The 16,916-nt window shown below is 68.9% G+C and carries 10 protein-coding genes and 1 tRNA gene; 10 read left to right on the top strand and 1 reads right to left on the bottom strand.

All coding sequences use genetic code 11. The features are described from left to right. Nucleotides 1–10 precede the first annotated feature (10 nt). The 6 genes from lgt (at nt 11) to ACFVAE_RS02165 (ending at nt 9,588) form a co-directional block, all read left to right on the top strand. Entirely contained in the window at nt 11–1,015 is a 1,005-nt protein-coding gene (lgt, locus tag ACFVAE_RS02140; RefSeq protein WP_378887420.1) for a prolipoprotein diacylglyceryl transferase, read from the top strand. A 155-nt stretch (nt 1,016–1,170) separates the two neighbouring features. After that, on the top strand, nt 1,171–5,673 hold the full coding sequence (gltB, locus tag ACFVAE_RS02145; RefSeq protein WP_378890450.1) for a glutamate synthase large subunit: 4,503 nt from the start codon (nt 1,171–1,173) through the stop codon (nt 5,671–5,673). Beyond that, on the top strand, nt 5,666–7,132 hold the full coding sequence (locus ACFVAE_RS02150; protein WP_378887422.1) for a glutamate synthase subunit beta: 1,467 nt from the start codon (nt 5,666–5,668) through the stop codon (nt 7,130–7,132). Before gltB ends, ACFVAE_RS02150 begins: the two co-directional genes overlap by 8 nt. Before the next feature lie 54 nt (nt 7,133–7,186). Continuing rightward, on the top strand, nt 7,187–8,635 hold the full coding sequence (gene pyk / locus ACFVAE_RS02155) for a pyruvate kinase (protein WP_378887424.1): 1,449 nt from the start codon (nt 7,187–7,189) through the stop codon (nt 8,633–8,635). 60 nt (nt 8,636–8,695) lie between these two features. Next, nucleotides 8,696–8,776: transfer RNA gene (locus ACFVAE_RS02160), tRNA-Leu, on the top strand. A 194-nt stretch (nt 8,777–8,970) separates the two neighbouring features. Then, entirely contained in the window at nt 8,971–9,588 is a 618-nt protein-coding gene (locus ACFVAE_RS02165; protein ID WP_116242125.1) for an ANTAR domain-containing response regulator, read from the top strand. Between the two features lie 24 nt (nt 9,589–9,612). Here the strand turns inward: ACFVAE_RS02165 and ACFVAE_RS02170 are convergent, their stop codons facing one another. After that, the gene (locus ACFVAE_RS02170; protein WP_378887426.1) at nt 9,613–10,053 is read right to left on the bottom strand and encodes a hotdog fold thioesterase; all 441 of its coding nucleotides are present in this window, start codon (nt 10,051–10,053) and stop codon (nt 9,613–9,615) included. A gap of 27 nt (nt 10,054–10,080) precedes the next feature. Here ACFVAE_RS02170 and polA point away from each other — a divergent pair, with 27 nt between their 5' ends. From polA to ACFVAE_RS02190, 4 genes are all read left to right on the top strand, one after another. After that, nucleotides 10,081–12,711, top strand: a complete 2,631-nt coding sequence (gene polA, locus ACFVAE_RS02175; protein WP_378887428.1) for a DNA polymerase I — start codon at nt 10,081–10,083, stop codon at nt 12,709–12,711. Nucleotides 12,712–12,721: 10 nt separating this feature from the next. Further along, the gene (locus ACFVAE_RS02180) at nt 12,722–14,392 is read left to right on the top strand and encodes a DUF885 domain-containing protein (RefSeq protein ID WP_378887430.1); all 1,671 of its coding nucleotides are present in this window, start codon (nt 12,722–12,724) and stop codon (nt 14,390–14,392) included. Nucleotides 14,393–14,476: 84 nt separating this feature from the next. Further along, the gene (locus tag ACFVAE_RS02185) at nt 14,477–15,508 is read left to right on the top strand and encodes an LLM class flavin-dependent oxidoreductase (RefSeq protein ID WP_378887432.1); all 1,032 of its coding nucleotides are present in this window, start codon (nt 14,477–14,479) and stop codon (nt 15,506–15,508) included. Nucleotides 15,509–15,549: 41 nt separating this feature from the next. Further along, on the top strand, nt 15,550–16,902 hold the full coding sequence (locus ACFVAE_RS02190) for an MFS transporter (protein WP_378887434.1): 1,353 nt from the start codon (nt 15,550–15,552) through the stop codon (nt 16,900–16,902). Nucleotides 16,903–16,916 lie beyond the last annotated feature (14 nt).

Here is a 16,916-nt window from a genome sequence, read left to right on the forward strand (position 1 = left end):
AATCGGTCTCATGTCCCTCAGCACCTTCTCCGGCGTGCTCGCCAGCATCCCGAGCCCTCCGAACAACTCCTTCACGCTCGGACCGCTCACGATCCACTACTACGCGCTGTGCATCATCGCGGGAATCGTCGCGGCGGTGCTGCTGACCAACTACCGCCTGACCAGGCGTGGTGCTGAGAAGTGGGTCGTCATCGACATCGCGATCCTCGCGGTGCCGCTCGCGATCATCGGCGCACGCATCTTCCACGTTCTCACCCACCCGAACTTCTACTTCGGCCCGGGCAAGAACACCTGGAACCCGTTCGAGCCCGGTTCGGTGTGGGCGATCTGGGAGGGCGGCATCGCCATCTTCGGTGCGCTCATCGGCGGCGCCGTCGGTGCTTACCTCGGCTGCAAGTGGACCGGGATCCGGTTCTGGACCTTCGCCGACGCCCTCGCGCCGGGCCTGCTGTTGGCGCAGGCCATGGGACGGTTCGGAAACTGGTTCAACCACGAGCTGTTCGGTCTGCCCACCGACCTGCCCTGGGGGCTGGAGATCGAGTCGACCAACCCCGCCTTCCCGCCGGGACTGGCCGACGGCACGCTGTTCCACCCCACGTTCCTCTACGAGGTGATCTGGAACGGTCTCGGCGTCATCTTCCTGCTGTGGGCGGGCAAGGCGCTGCGCCTGCAGTGGGGCAAGCTCTTCGCGGTCTACCTGATCTGGTACAGCGCCGGACGAATCCTCTGGGAGTCGATCCGGATCGACCCGAGCGAGATCATCCTCGGCCTGCGCAGCAACGTCTGGGCCGCGATCATCGGCGTCGTCGTCGGCACCGTGATCATCATCGTGCAGACCCGTCGCCACCCCGGCGTCGAGCCTTCGCCGTACCAGCCGGGGCGCGAGCCCAAGGCTGCGGTACAATCGGACAACCCCGATTCCTTCGTCGATGTGAGTGAGCCTCCCGCCGAAGCGATCACCAACGGAGCCACCGCCACCAGCACCGCTCCGAGCGTCGAAGAATCCGCCCGATAAGGCCGCTTCGCCCCAAGGGGAACATCGCACTGAAAGCGGGCCAACGTCGTCCCCGGTCTCATCCGAGAGCAGTGTCAACTGAGATACGAGGACGGTGACTGGTGTACTTCCAGCCTCCCTACGGCGCCTCCGGCGCTTACCCCCCGAAGCAGGGGATGTACGATCCGGCGTTCGAGAAGGACGCGTGCGGGCTGGCGATGGTGGCCACGCTGCGCGGAACACCGGGCCACGACATCATCGCCCTGGCGCTGGAAGCGCTGCGAAACCTGGAGCATCGCGGTGCGATCGGCTCCGACGCGGGAACCGGTGACGGCGCCGGAATCCTCACACAGATGCCCGACGCCTTCCTCCGCGCGGCCTGTGACTTCCCGCTCCCTCCGGTCGGCGAGTACGCCGCAGGCCTCGCGTTCCTCCCTCGGGAGTCGAGCGCCCGCCGCGAGCAGAAGGCCGGCATCGAGCGCATCGCTCGTGACGAGGGCCTGACCGTGCTCGGCTGGCGCGTGGTGCCCACCGCCAACGAGAACCTCGGCAAGCTGGCCGACGAGGCGCGTCCCGCCTTCGAGCAGCTCTTCGTCGCGGGCGCCGGGGTCTCCGGCATCGCCCTCGACCGGATCGCGTACCGGCTGCGCAAGCGGGCCGGGCACGAGCTCGGCGCCTACTTCGTGACTCTGTCCGCCCGCACGCTCGGGTACAAGGGCATGGTGACCACCCTGCAGCTCGAGCCGTTCTACCCCGATCTTCAGGACGAGCGGTTCGCCTCTGAGCTGGCGGTCGTGCACTCCCGCTACTCGACCAACACGTTCCCCTCGTGGCCGCTCGCGCAGCCCCTGCGGATGCTGGCCCACAACGGCGAGATCAACACCGTCGGCGGCAACCGCAACTGGATGCGGGCCAGGCAGTCTCAGCTCGAGTCCGAGCTGCTCGGCGACATCCGTCCGCTGCTGCCGATCTGCACCCCCGGCGCCAGCGACTCCGCCTCGTTCGACGAGGTCCTCGAGCTGCTGACGCTCACCGGGCGCAGCCTGCCGCACGCGATCATGATGATGGTGCCGGAGGCCTGGGAGAAGCAGCCGGGCCTCGACCCCGATCTGCGCGCGTTCTACGAGTACCACTCGCACCAGATGGAGCCATGGGACGGCCCGGCCGCGCTGATCTTCACCGACGGCACGCTGGTCGGCGCGACGCTGGATCGCAACGGTCTGCGCCCCGGGCGCTGGACCGAGACCACAGACGGCCTGGTCGTCATCGGCTCGGAGACCGGCGTGCTCGAGTTCGAGCCGGAGCGCATCAAGCGCCGCGGCCGGCTTCGCCCCGGCCGGATGTTCGTGGTCGACACTGCGCAGCATCGCATCGTCGAGGACGAGGAGATCAAGCACGATCTCGCCACCCTGCATCCGTGGCGCGAATGGCTGGACGACGGCGCCATCCGGCTGCCTGATCTGCCTGATCGCGAGCACATCATCCATCCGGCCGCCTCGATCGTGCGTCGTCAGCGCACCTTCGGGTACACCGAGGAGGAGGTGCGGATCCTGCTGACCCCGATGGGTCAGACCGGTGCCGAGCCGATCGGAGCGATGGGCTCCGACACCCCGATCGCCGTGCTCAGCGAGCGACCCCGGCTGCTGTTCGACTACTTCACGCAGCAGTTCGCGCAGGTCACGAACCCGCCGCTGGACGCGATCCGTGAAGAGGTCGTCACCAGTCTGCGCCTCGGCCTGGGCCGGGAGCGCAACCTGCTGACCTGGGGTCCGGAGCACGCGCAGAGCGTGACTCTCGACTTCCCGGTGATCGACAACGACGAGCTCGCCAAGATCCGCCACATCGACCGGGTCGTCCCCGGCCGCTGGACGGCGACGATCAAGGGTCTGTACCATTTCGACGCCGGCCCTCACGCTCTCGCCGAGCGTCTCGAGCAGATGTGCGCCGAGGCGGACGCCGCGATCGAGGCCGGTGCGGAGTTCCTGATCCTGTCGGATCGCGACTCGAACAAGGACCTCACCCCGGTGCCGTCCCTGCTGATGGTCGCGGCCGTGCACCACCACCTGATCCGGCGCGAGAACCGGATGAAAGTCGGACTGATCGTCGAGGCGGGTGACGTCCGCGAGGTGCACCACGTCGCCACGCTGATCGGCTACGGCGCATCCGCCGTGAACCCGTACCTCGCGATGGAGACGGTGGAGCATCTGGTGCGCACCGGCTTCATCACCGATCTCGAGCCCGAGCAGGCCGTGCACAACCTCATCCACGCCCTCGGCAAGGGCGTGCTGAAGATCATGTCCAAGATGGGCATCTCGACGGTGTCGTCCTATGCGGGCGCGCAGGTGTTCGAGGCGGTCGGTCTCAGCCAGGAGCTCGTGGACGCCTACTTCACAGGAACCACGACCCGCCTCGGCGGGATCGGCATTGAGGACGTGTTCGCCGAGAACCAGGCCCGTCACGACTACGCCTACCCGGAGGACGCGGCGGCCACCGCGCACGAGCGCCTCTGGACCGGTGGCGAGTACCAGTGGCGCCGGGACGGTTCGCCGCACCTGTTCAGCCCCGAGACCGTGTTCCGTCTGCAGCACTCGACGCGGACGCGCCGCTACGACGTCTTCCGCGAGTACACGCACCTGGTGGACGACCAGGCGAAGTCGCTGAAGACCCTGCGCGGCCTGTTCGAGCTGCGCACGGGGGAGCGGCCCCCGGTGCCGATCGACGAGGTCGAGCCGGTGTCCGAGATCGTCAAGCGCTTCTCCACCGGGGCGATGAGCTACGGCTCGATCTCCCGGGAGGCGCACGAGACCCTCGCGATCGCGATGAACCGCCTCGGCGGCAAGTCCAACACCGGTGAGGGCGGCGAGGATCCCGACCGGCTGGTCGACCCCGAGCGCCGCAGTGCGATCAAGCAGGTCGCGTCCGGCCGGTTCGGCGTCACGAGCCAGTACCTCACTCAGGCCGACGACATCCAGATCAAGCTCGCCCAGGGCGCCAAGCCCGGTGAGGGCGGACAGCTGCCGCCCGGCAAGGTGTACCCGTGGGTGGCGCGCACCCGCCACGCGACGCCCGGCGTCGGGCTGATCTCCCCGCCGCCGCACCACGACATCTACTCGATCGAGGATCTCAAGCAGCTGATCTTCGACCTGAAGCGGGCCAACCCGCAGGCGCGCATCCACACGAAGCTGGTCAGCCAGTCCGGCATCGGCGCGGTCGCGGCCGGCGTCGCGAAGGCGCTGAGCGATGTGGTGCTGGTCTCGGGTCACGACGGCGGCACGGGCGCGAGCCCGCTGAACTCGCTCAAGCACGCCGGCACGCCGTGGGAGCTGGGCCTCGCCGAGACCCAGCAGACGCTGATGCTGAACGGCATGCGCGATCGCGTCGTGGTGCAGGTCGACGGGCAGCTGAAGACCGGCCGCGACGTCGTCATCGGCGCGCTGCTCGGTGCGGAGGAGTTCGGCTTCGCCACGGCACCGCTCGTGGTGAGCGGCTGCATCATGATGCGGGTCTGCCACCTCGACACCTGCCCGGTGGGAGTGGCGACCCAGAACCCGGTGCTGCGCGAGCGCTTCACGGGCAAGCCGGAGTTCGTCGTCAACTTCATGGAGTTCATCGCGGAGGAGGTGCGCGAACTGCTCGCCGAGCTGGGCTTCCGCTCGATCGAGGAGATCGTCGGCCGCTCCGACCTGCTGCGCACGGATGCCGCCATCCGGCACTGGAAGGCCGACGGCCTCGACCTCGCGCCGATCCTGGAGGGTCCGGCGTTCCCGGCCGATGAGCCGCGCCGCAGCGGTCGCTCGCAGGATCACGAGCTGGCGAAGCACTTCGACGTCGAACTGATCCGGATGTCGCACGACGCCCTGCAGTACGGCGACCCCGTGCTCATCGAGCTGCCGATCCGCAACACCGAGCGCGCCGTCGGCACCATGCTCGGTCACGAGGTGACCAGCAGATACGGTGCCGCGGGCCTCGCGAAGGAGACCATCGACATCACCCTGCACGGAACAGCCGGACAGTCGCTCGGCGCGTTCCTGCCCGCAGGCATCGCGCTTCGCCTGGAGGGCGACGCGAACGACTACGTGGGCAAGGGCCTCTCTGGCGGTGACATCAGCATCCGTCCGCCGCGCGAAGCGCCCTTCGAGCCCGAGCACAACGTCATCGCCGGCAACGTGATCGGCTACGGCGCGACCGCCGGCGAGATGTTCATCTCGGGCGTGGTCGGGGAGCGGTTCCTGGTGCGCAACTCCGGAGCGACCGCCGTCGTCGAGGGCGTCGGCGACCACGCACTGGAATACATGACCGGCGGAACGGCCGTCATCCTCGGTCCCACGGGCCGCAACCTCGGCGCCGGAATGTCGGGGGGCGTGGCCTACGTGCACCGCCTGGACACGGCTCAGGTGAACGCGCAGTCGCTGCAGAGCGGCGAGCTGCGCCTCGAGCCGCTCGACCGCGCGGATCTGGAGCTGCTTCGCGGGCTTCTGGTGCAGCACGTGGAGCGCACGGCGTCGCCGATCGCGCAGCGCATCCTCGACGGCTTCGATGCCGCCGCGGATGACTTCATCAAGGTGCTTCCGCGCGACTTCGCGGCGGTGCAGAACGTACGCCAGGAGGCGGAGCAGTCGGGCATCGATCCTGACGGCGACGTCGTCTGGCACCGGATCCTGGAGGTGACCGGTGGCTGATCCCAAGGGCTTTCTCAAGGTGACCGAGCGGGAGCTGCCCGCGCGGCGCCCCGTCCCGGTGCGCATCATGGACTGGAAAGAGGTCTATGAGAAGGGTGACAGCGCCGTGCTGCGCCGGCAGGCGGGCCGCTGCATGGACTGCGGCGTGCCGTTCTGCCACTCGGGATGCCCGTTGGGCAACCTCATCCCGGAGTGGAACGACCTGACCTGGCGCGGCGAGGACCGCTCCGCGATCGAGCGGCTGCACGCGACGAACAACTTCCCGGAGTGGACGGGGCGACTCTGCCCCGCGCCCTGCGAGAGCGCCTGCGTGTTGGGCATCAACCAGCCCGCCGTGACGATCAAGCGAGTCGAGCAGTCCATCGCCGATCAGGCCTTCGACAGCGGCTGGGTGCACCCGCAGCCGCCGGAGCGCCTCACCGGGAAGACCGTCGCCGTGATCGGCTCCGGTCCCGCCGGGCTCGCCGCCGCACAGCAGCTCACCCGCGCCGGTCACACGGTCGTCGTGTACGAGCGAGACGATCGCATCGGCGGTCTGCTGCGCTACGGCATCCCGGACTTCAAGATGGAGAAGCAGCACGTCGACGCCCGTCTCCGTCAGATGGAGGAGGAGGGCACCCGGTTCCGCGCCGGTGTCGACGTCGGCACCGACATCGGATGGGACGAACTGCGCGCCCGCTACGACGCTGTGCTCGTCGCGACCGGCTCCACGGTGCCGCGCGACCTGCCGATCCCCGGGCGCGACGCCGACGGCGTGCACTTCGCGATGGACTACCTCGTGCAGTCGAACAAGGCGACCGCGGGGGATGAGGTCGCCGACCAGATCACCGCCGAGGGCAGGCATGTCATCGTCATCGGCGGCGGCGACACCGGTGCGGACTGCATCGGCACCGCGCACCGTCAGGGCGCGCTGAGCGTCACGAACCTCGCGATCGGGCGCCAGCCCGGGGAGGAGCGACCCGACCACCAGCCCTGGCCGATGATGCCGACGGTGTTCGAGGTCTCGTCCGCGCACGAGGAGGGCGGCGAGCGGGTGTTCCTCGCCTCGACCGTGGAGTTCCTCACGGACGACGAGGGCCGGGTGCGCGCGCTGCGCGTGGCGGAGACCGAGTACGTCGACGGCCGGCGCATCCCGCGAAGCGGCACGGAGCGGGAGATCCCCGCAGACCTGGTGCTCATCGCCATGGGCTTCACCGGACCCGAGACCGACACATTCGAGGGGGGTGCCTCGCCGGTGCAGACCGAACGCGGTACCCTTCGACGGGACGCCGACTACCAGTCGACCGTTCCCGGCGTGTTCGTCGCTGGAGACGCCGGACGCGGACAGTCGCTGATCGTCTGGGCCATCGCCGAGGGCCGCGCAGCGGCCGCGGCGATGGATCGTCATCTGATGGGCTCGACGGTGCTGCCCGCGCCGGTGGCGCCGACGGATGTCGCGATCGGTGTGCAGCCCGCGTAGGCTGGCGACGGCAACGTCGCCGAATCAGATACCCCCTCTACCCTGGAGATGCCGTTGAGACGCGCGAAGATCGTCGCCACACTGGGCCCCGCAACATCCACCTATGAGACCGTGCGCGCGCTGATCGACGCCGGTGTGGATGTCGCCCGGCTGAACCTCAGCCACGGTGACTACACCGTGCACGACGCGAACTACGCGAACGTCCGCCGTGCCGCCGAGGACTCCGGCCGTGCGGTCGCCGTGCTCGTCGACCTGCAGGGTCCGAAGATCCGCCTCGGCAGGTTCGAGGACGGCCCGTACGAGCTCGCGGTGGGCGACATCTTCAAGATCACCACCGAGGACATCGTCGGCAACCGCGAGATCTGCGGCACGACCTTCAAGGGCCTGCCGCAGGACGTCAAGCCCGGTGACTTCCTGCTGATCGACGACGGCAAGGTCCGTGTCGAGGTCGTCGAGACCGACGGCGTCACCGTGACCACGCGCGTCGTGGTCGCCGGTGCCGTGTCCAACAACAAGGGCATCAACCTGCCCGGCGTCGCCGTCAACGTCCCCGCGCTGAGCGAGAAGGACGAGGACGACCTGCGCTGGGGTCTGCGCACCGGGGCCGACATCATCGCGCTGTCGTTCGTGCGGGATGCCGCCGACGTGACCCGCGTGCACGAGATCATGGCCGAAGAGGGCGTCAAGGTCCCCGTCATCGCCAAGGTCGAGAAGCCGCAGGCCGTCGACAACCTCGAGGAGATCGTCGACGCGTTCGACGGAATCATGGTGGCGCGCGGTGACCTGGGCGTCGAGCTGCCGCTCGAGGCCGTGCCGATCGTGCAGAAGCGCGCGGTCGAGCTCGCACGAGCCATGGCCAAGCCGGTCATCGTCGCCACCCAGATGCTGGAGTCGATGATCTCGAGCCCGGTCCCGACCCGGGCCGAGACCTCGGATGTCGCCAACGCGGTGCTCGACGGTGCCGATGCAGTGATGCTCTCCGGCGAGACGAGCGTGGGGGATTACCCCGTCGTCGTCGTGGAGACCATGGCGCGCATCATCGAGTCGACCGAGGAGCACGGCCTGGAGCGCATCCAGCCGCTGCGCAACAAACCGCGCACCCAGGGTGGCATCATCACGCTGGCCGGCGAGGAGGTCGCGGAGTTCGTCGAGGCGAAGTTCATCTGCGTCTTCACGCAGTCCGGCGACTCGGCTCGTCGCATGTCGCGTCTGCGTCCGCGCATCCCCATGCTCGCGTTCACGCCCGAGCCCGGAATCCGCCGCCGCCTGGCGGTCTCCTGGGGCATCAGCGCAGCCCTCGTCGACGTCGTGGAGCACACCGACCTGATGTTCCACCAGGTCGACGAGTACCTGCTGGGCAACAAGCTCGCCGTCGAAGGCGACAAGGTCGTCGTGATCTCGGGTTCCCCTCCCGGGATCATCGGCTCGACCAACGACATCCGCGTCCACCAGGTCGGGGATGCGGTCGGCGGAGCGGCGCCGGTCTACAAGTCCAAGAACTGATCGCTCGAGAAGGGCGGGGCCGCCGGTCCCGCCCTTCTCCGTGCGATAAAGTCGGTCAGGGCCGGCGTGGCGGAATGGCAGACGCGGAGCACTCAAAATGCTTTGTCGAAAGACGTGTGGGTTCGAGTCCCACCGCCGGCACATGTGGGATCCGGGGCGCCCGGAGGGTGTCCCGGATCCCGCATACGAACAGCAGAGCGGGACTCGAACCAGCGGGCGAAGCCCGCGTGGGTTCCGGTTCCGCGTCGCGGGAGGCTCGGCGCAGCGCGAAGCGATGCGGTGAGTCGCGACGTGGCCCCACCGCCGGCACAAGTACAACAGATAGGATTTTCCCCGTGACTGAAGAGCAGCAGCCTGAGCAGCCCACGGCATCCGCCCCGCGACGCGTCGTCGTCGCCGAGGACGAGTCGCTGATCCGCCTCGACATCGTGGAAATCCTCCGCGACAACGGCTTCGACGTCGTCGGCGAGGCCGGCGACGGTGAGACCGCCGTGGCGCTGGCGACCGAACTGCGCCCCGACCTCGTGGTCATGGACGTCAAGATGCCCCAGCTCGACGGCATCAGCGCCGCCGAGAAGCTGCACAAGAACAACATCGCTCCCGTCGTGCTGCTGACCGCGTTCAGCCAGAAGGAGCTCGTCGAGCGCGCCAGCGAGGCCGGCGCCCTCGCCTACGTCGTCAAGCCGTTCACCCCGAACGACCTGCTGCCCGCGATCGAGATCGCGCTGGCCCGCCACGAGCAGATCATCACGCTCGAGGCCGAGGTCGCCGACATGGTCGAGCGCTTCGAGACCCGCAAGCTCGTCGACCGCGCCAAGGGCCTGCTGAACGAGAAGATGGGCCTGAGCGAGCCCGAGGCGTTCCGCTGGATCCAGAAGGCGTCCATGGACCGCCGCCTCACGATGCAGGACGTCGCCAAGGCGATCATCGAGCAGCTCGCTCCCAAGAAGTGAGGCGATGCCCGCCGGCGCGGCGCGTCAGGCGGGCAGATCCTTGATCATGTTCGTGATCCGGATCGTCGAGCACCGGCGACCCTGATCATCGCTGACGACGATCTCGTGCACGGTGATGCTGCGCCCCAGGTGGATCGGGGTGCACACGCCCGTCACGACACCGCTCGTCGCGGACCGCGTGTGCGTGGCGTTGATGTCCACGCCGACGGCCAGCTTCCCGGGGCCCGCGTGCAGATTCGCGGCCATCGAGCCGAGCGACTCGCCGAGTACCACGTAGGCCCCGCCGTGCACGAGCCCGACCGGCTGGGTGTTCCCCTCCACGGGCATGGTGCCGACGCTGCGCTCGACCGAGAACTCGGTGAACTCGATCCCCATCTTCTCGGCCAGCGCCCCCATGCCGCGCTGCGTGGCCCATGCCAGACCGTCGGTCGTGCTCGTGTCGCTCACTCGTCCTCCTCGGCGCATGTCCGTCGCCCTCGTTAGGCTGACAGGGTGACGGACTCCGCAAAGCCTACCCTCATGGTCGTCGACGGCCATTCGCTCGCCTACCGTGCGTTCTTCGCCCTTCCGGTCGAGAACTTCACCACTCGCGACAACCAGCACACGAACGCCATCTACGGCTTCCTGTCGATGTTCGTGAACCTGATCAAGGCCGAGCAGCCGACGCACCTGGCGGTCGCGTTCGACACCTCGCGCCATTCGTTCCGCACAGACGAGTACCCTGAGTACAAGGCCACGCGCTCCGAGACGCCGAGCGAGTTCCGCGGTCAGATCCCGCTGCTGCAGGACTGCCTCGCCGCGATGTCGGTGCCGGTGCTGACCAAGGAGGGCATCGAGGCCGACGACATCCTCGCAACGCTGTCCGCGCAGGGCTCCGCGCAGGGCTACGACGTGCTCGTCGTCTCCGGTGACCGCGACACGATCCAGCTGGTCAATGACGAGGTGACCCTGCTGTACCCGTCGGTGCAGGGCGTCTCGCAGCTCAAGCGCTACGACCCGGCCACCGTGCAGGAGCGTTACGGCGTGCGCCCCGAGCAGTACCCCGACATCGCGGCCCTGGTCGGCGAGACCAGCGACAACCTGCCCGGCGTGCCCAAGGTCGGTGAGAAGACCGCGGTCAAGTGGCTGACGCAGTTCGGCACCCTCGACGAGCTGCTGGAGCGCTCCGGCGAGATCAAGGGCGTGGTGGGCGGCAACCTGCGCGACCACATCGACGACGTGCGCCGCAACCGCAAGCTGAACCGCCTGCTCACCGACGTCGAGCTGCCGCTCGGCCCTGCCGACCTCGCGGTCGCACCGATCGACGCTCAGGCCGTGCGCGACATCTTCGCGCGCCTCGAGTTCCGCACCCTGCTGCCGCGCGTCTTCGACGCCGTCGGCGCGCACGACGAGGATGCCGAGACTGCGGCCACCGTCCAGCTGCCCGAGGCCGTGCAGGCGAGCGCATCCGAGATCGCGACCTGGCTGGCCGCGCAGGAGGGCGAGGTCGCAGTGACGCTCGTGCCCGGTGCGCGTCCGACCCGCATCGGCGTGGCGACGACGACCGAGCTGCGCGAGGGCGACTGGGACGACACTGCGGCCGCGGCGCTGCGCGAGTGGCTGGAGTCCGACGCTCCGAAGGCGCTGCACGACGCCAAGCCGCAGGTGAAGGCGCTGACCGCCGCCGGCATCCGTCTGGGCGGTCTCGCGTACGACACCAGCCTGGCGGGCTGGCTGCTGCGACCGAGCTTCCCCGACAAGACCCTCGGCGATCTCGTCGAGCGCTATCTCGGCGAGAAGCTGCCCGAGTCCGACCCCTCGCAGCTGGTGCCCGAGACCGACGGTGCGACCCCGTCGCAGGAGGCCTGGTTCACGCTGCGCACCGCGATCGCGCTGCGCGACGAACTGCCCGAGTCCGTCGCATCCGTCCTCACCGACCTCGAGCTGCCCACGCTGCTGACGCTGGCCGACATGGAGGTCGCGGGTGTCGCGGTCTCGCACGACGTGCTCTCCACGTTCTCGGCCGAGCTCGGCGCCCGCGCCGAAGGCATCGCACAGGACGCGTACGTCACGATCGGACGCGAGGTGAACCTCGGCTCTCCGAAGCAGCTGCAGGAGGTACTGTTCGAAGAGCTCCAGCTGCCGAAGACCCGCAAGACCAAGACCGGGTACTCGACGGATGCCGCGTCGCTGGCCGACATCCAGGAGAAGAACCCGCACATCTTCCTCGAGCAGCTCTCGCAGCACCGTGAGGCGACGAAGCTGCGGCAGATCATCGAGTCGCTCGACAGCGCGATCCGCGACGACCACCGCATCCACACCACCTACGTGCAGACCGGCAGCCAGACCGGCCGGCTGTCCAGCACCGACCCGAACCTGCAGAACATCCCGGTGCGCACCGAGGAGTCCCGCCGCATCCGCAGCGCGTTCCAGGTGGGCGAGGGGTACGAGACGCTGCTGACCGCCGACTACTCGCAGATCGAGATGCGCATCATGGCGCATCTCTCCGGCGACGAAGGACTGATCGAGGCCTTCAACTCCGGCGAGGACCTGCACCGCTTCGTCGGTGCGCGGGTGTTCGGCGTCGACCCGTCCGAGGTCACCTCGCAGATGCGCACCAAGGTGAAGGCGATGTCGTACGGACTGGTCTACGGGCTCAGCGCCTTCGGCCTGTCCAAGCAGCTGCGCATCGAGCAGTCTGAGGCCAAGGGACTGATGACCGAGTACTTCGCGCGCTTCGGCGCCGTGCGCGACTACCTGCGGGCGTCCGTGATGGCGGCCAAGGAGGTCGGCTACACCGAGACGATCTTCGGTCGGCGGCGTCCGTTCCCCGATCTGTCCAGCCCGAACCGCGTGCTGCGCGAGAACGCCGAGCGCGCCGCGCTGAACGCGCCGATCCAGGGCAGCGCAGCCGACATCATGAAGATCGCGCTGTTCCGCATCCACGACGACCTGCGCGAGCGGGAGCTGTCCTCCCGCGTGCTGCTGCAGATCCATGACGAACTGGTCGTCGAGGTGGCTCAGGGGGAGTGGGACGCGGTCGAGAGCATCGTCCGCGACCGGATGGGCGGCGCAGCCGACCTGTCCGTCCCGCTCGACGTGCAGGTCGGACGCGGCGGGGACTGGAACGAGGCCGCGCACTAGGCTCGAACGCATGACTGATTCACGCACGCCCTCGGCGATCGATCAGGTCGCCGAGGAATGGGTCGACGAACTCGTCGATCTGTCGCCGGTGCTGGCGACCTACATCGGCCGCAACGAGGCGAACGGCCGCCTGGACGATCTCAGCCCCGAGGGGCACGAGAAGAGCGTCGAGGCGACTCGCCGCACGCTGGCGGCACTGCAGAAGCTCGAGCCGGTCGACCACATCGACGAGGTCACCCAGGCCGACCTGTCCTCCCAGCTGGAGCTCGATCTCGAGCTGCACGATGCGCAATGGCATCTGCGCGACCTCAATGTGATCGCCTCGGCGGCGCAGGACTTCCGTCAGGCGTTCGACCTCATGCCCACGGCGACCGCCGATGACTGGTCCGTCGTCGCCGAGCGCCTCGCGGCGATCCCGCAGGCGCTGCGCGGCTACACCGCCACCCTGCGCGAGGGCATCGCGCAGGGCGTCGTCCCCGCACGCCGCCAGGTGGCCGAGGTCGCGACGCAGATCACTCGATACACCGCGGACGACGGGTTCTTCGCGTCGTTCGTCGCCGGTGCGGCGCCCGAGGACGGCCAGCTCCCGGCGTCGCTCGCCCGCACGCTGTCCGACAACGCCGGTGCTGCGCGCGTGGCGTACGACCAGCTCCGCGACTTCCTCGCGACCGAGCTCGCGCCGGTCGCCGGTGAGGACGACGCGGTGGGCCGCGAGCTCTACGCGCTGAACTCGCGCCGGTTCCTCGGTGCGACGATCGACCTCGACGAGACGTACGAATGGGGCCGCGAAGAGCTCGCCCGCATGATCTCCGAGCAGGAGTCGATCGCGAACGAGATCCTGCCCGGTGCGACCGTCGAAGAGGCGGTCGCGCACCTCGATGCCGACGCATCGCGCCGCCTGGTCGGCACCGACGCGCTCCAGCAGTGGATGCAGCAGACCAGCGACCGCGCGATCGCCGAGCTGGGAGCCACGCACTTCGACATCCCCGAGCAGATCCGTGAGCTCGAGTGCATGATCGCCCCCACGCAGGAGGGCGGGATCTATTACACCGGCCCGACGGACGACTTCTCCCGCCCCGGTCGGATGTGGTGGTCGGTGCCGGAGGGCGTCACCGAGTTCGACACATGGCGCGAGCTCACCACGGTCTACCACGAGGGCGTGCCCGGTCATCACCTGCAGATCGCGCAGGCGACCTACAACCGCGCCGAACTGAACAGCTGGCGCCGTCTGCTGGCCGGAACCTCCGGTCACGCCGAGGGCTGGGCCCTGTACGCGGAGCGGCTGATGGAGCAGCTCGGCTACCTCGACGACCCCGCCGATCGCCTCGGCATGCTCGACGGTCAGCGCATGCGCGCCGTGCGTGTGGTGCTCGACATCGGGGTGCACCTGCGCAAGCCGCGCCTGGACGGCGAGGGCGTCTGGGACCACGACTACGCGCTCGAGATGATGCGCCGAAACGTGAACATGTCCGACGAGTTCCGTCAGTTCGAAGTGAACCGCTATCTCGGCTGGCCCGGACAGGCGCCGTCGTACAAGGTCGGCCAGCGCATCTGGGAGCAGGTCCGCGACGCGTACCGTGCCGAGCGCGGAGCGGACTTCTCGATGAAGGAGTTCCACAAGCGCGCGCTCGACATGGGCGGCGTCGGCCTCGACACACTGCGCACCGCGCTGCTCGGCTGAGAGCCGCATCCTGATCCGCGGGGATCATCCGGGAATGCCCGGGTGGTCCCCGCGTTGCATTCGTGTGAATACGAAGGGGACTTCATGGACGTGGAATTCGGGCTCGGCACCTTCGGCGACATGTCGACGGCGCTCGACGGCACCCCGCTCAGCGGAGCACAGACCATCCGCAACGTCGTCGCGCAGGCGGAGCTTGCCGACCGGCTCGGCGTCGACTACTTCGCGGTGGGGGAGCACCATCGCCCCGAGTTCGCGATCTCGGCGCCCGAGATGGTGCTCGCCGCGATCGCCGGCCGCACCGAGAACATCAAGCTCGGCACCGCGGTGACCGTGCTCTCCTCGGATGACCCGGTGCGGGTGTACGAGCGATTCGCGACCCTCGATGCGGTCTCGAACGGCCGTGCCGAGCCGGTGCTCGGCCGCGGATCGTTCACCGAGTCCTTCCCGCTGTTCGGCTATGACCTGCGCGACTACGAGGCGCTGTTCGAGCAGAAGCTCGACCTGTTCGCCGAGCTCGTGAAGGAGCAGCCGGTGACCTGGTCGGGCACGATGCGTCCCGCACTCGAGAACGCCGATGTGTTCCCCAAGACCGAACACGGCCTGCGCCCCTGGGTGGGCGTGGGCGGCAGCCCCGAGTCGATCATCCGCGTCGCGCGGTACGGCTTCGGACTCACCCTCGCGATCATCGGGGGAGCAGCGTTCCGCTTCAAGCCCCTGGTGGATCTCTACCACCGCGCTGTCGACCAGTTCGGCACCGAGGTGCGCCCCATCTCCGCGCACTCGCCCGGTCACGTCGCGGACACCGACGACGAGGCCTGGGAGCAGGCGTACCCGGGCTTCGAGGCCATGAACCGCACGATCGGCCGCGAGCGCGGCTGGGCGGCGTACAGCAGGGCGCGGTTCCAGAACGACGTCGGTCCGATGGGCGCCACCTACGCGGGTTCGCCCGACCGGGTCGCGGCGAAGATGGCAGAGACGATCCGCACCCTCGGGCTCGGACGCTTCGAGCTCAAGTACGCCACCGGCACGATTCCTCATGAGCACCTGATGCGCAGCATCGAACTGTACGCCACCGAGGTGGTGCCGCGCGTCCGTAGGCTGCTCGCCGACGACTGAGCGGGACGGCTCGGAGGCGTCGTCCGTCCTAGGATGAGGGGATGCCCGACAACGTCGTCCCGAGCCGCCGCTCCCTGGCGTCGCGCCTCGACGCTCTTCCCCTCACGCGCCGTCACGCGCGGATCCTGGCCGGCTCCGGCATCGGCTGGGCGCTCGATGCGATGGATGTCGGACTGATCTCGTTCATCATCGCCGCGCTCGCCCAGCAGTGGGCGCTCACACCGACCCAGCTGGGTTGGATCGCCTCGGTCGGCTTCATCGGCATGGCCATCGGCGCGAGCGTCGGCGGGCTCCTCGCCGACCGCTACGGGCGTCGGCAGGTGTTCGCCCTCACCCTCCTCGTGTACGGCGTCGCCACCGGCGCCAGTGCTCTTGCGGCGGGCGTGACCGGTCTGCTCATCCTGCGCTTCGTCGTAGGGCTCGGTCTCGGTGCCGAGCTGCCTGTGGCCTCGACCTACGTGAGCGAGCTCGTGCCGGCGCGCATCCGAGGCCGCCTGATCGTGGTGCTCGAGGCGTTCTGGGCCGTCGGATGGACCGCGGCCGCGCTCATCGGCTTCTTCGTGATCCCGGCCTCCGAGAACGGCTGGCGCTGGGCCTTCGCCCTCGGTGCGATTCCCGCGCTCTACGCGGTGATCGTGCGCTGGGGGCTCCCGGAGTCTCCGCGCTGGCTCGCCGGCCGCGGGCGGATCACGCGCGCGCAGCGGATCGTCGAGACGTTCGAGAAGGATGCCGGGATCGTGCTGCCCCCGGCGATCAACAAGGAGCCCGACACGCGACCCGTCGCCGTGACGACGGCCGCTCGGCTCGCAACCCTGTGGAATCGGGAGTTCCGGCTGCGCACCGTCAGCATCTGGCTGGTGTGGTTCTGTGTGAACTTCGCCTACTACGGGGCGTTCATCTGGATCCCCAGCATCCTCGTCGCGGCCGGGTACGATCTGGTGCGCTCGTTCGGCTTCACGCTGATCATCACGCTGGCGCAGCTGCCCGGCTATGCGGTCGCGGCCTGGCTGATCGAGGTGTGGGGCCGCCGCACCACGCTGTCGGTGTTCCTGGTCGGGTCGGCGGCGTCGGCTGTGCTGTTCGGCACAGCCGGAAGCACTGCGATGATCATCGGCGCAGGCATGGCGCTGTCGTTCTTCAACCTCGGGGCCTGGGGCGCGCTGTACGCGGTCACGCCGGAGATCTACCCGACGTCCCTGCGCGGGACCGGCGCAGGATGGGCGGCCGGCGTCGGTCGGATCGCATCGATCTTCGCGCCGCTCCTGGTTCCGACGATGCTCGAGGCCGGTGGTACGCCGTTGGTGTTCACGGTGTTCTCCGCCTTCTTCGTCGTCGCAGCCATCGCCGCGTGGGGACTCGTCGACCGCCGCGGAGCCGGCCTCGACGATCGCTGAAGCATCGTCGAAGT

Origin of the sequence: Microbacterium sp. NPDC057659, from assembly GCF_042799915.1 — a bacterium.
Classification (GTDB): Bacteria; Actinomycetota; Actinomycetes; order Actinomycetales; family Microbacteriaceae; genus Microbacterium.

Excerpts from the sequence above, each read along its gene's own strand:
- lgt (WP_378887420.1), top strand. The coding sequence starts at position 11 with ATGTCCCTCAGCACCTTCTCCGGCGTGCTCGCCAGCATCCCGAGCCCT.
- gltB (WP_378890450.1), top strand. The coding sequence starts at position 1,171 with ATGTACGATCCGGCGTTCGAGAAGGACGCGTGCGGGCTGGCGATGGTG.
- ACFVAE_RS02170 (WP_378887426.1), bottom strand. The coding sequence starts at position 10,053 with ATGCGCCGAGGAGGACGAGTGAGCGACACGAGCACGACCGACGGTCTG.
- ACFVAE_RS02180 (WP_378887430.1), top strand. The coding sequence starts at position 12,722 with ATGACTGATTCACGCACGCCCTCGGCGATCGATCAGGTCGCCGAGGAA.
- ACFVAE_RS02185 (WP_378887432.1), top strand. The coding sequence starts at position 14,477 with ATGGACGTGGAATTCGGGCTCGGCACCTTCGGCGACATGTCGACGGCG.
- ACFVAE_RS02190 (WP_378887434.1), top strand. The coding sequence starts at position 15,550 with ATGCCCGACAACGTCGTCCCGAGCCGCCGCTCCCTGGCGTCGCGCCTC.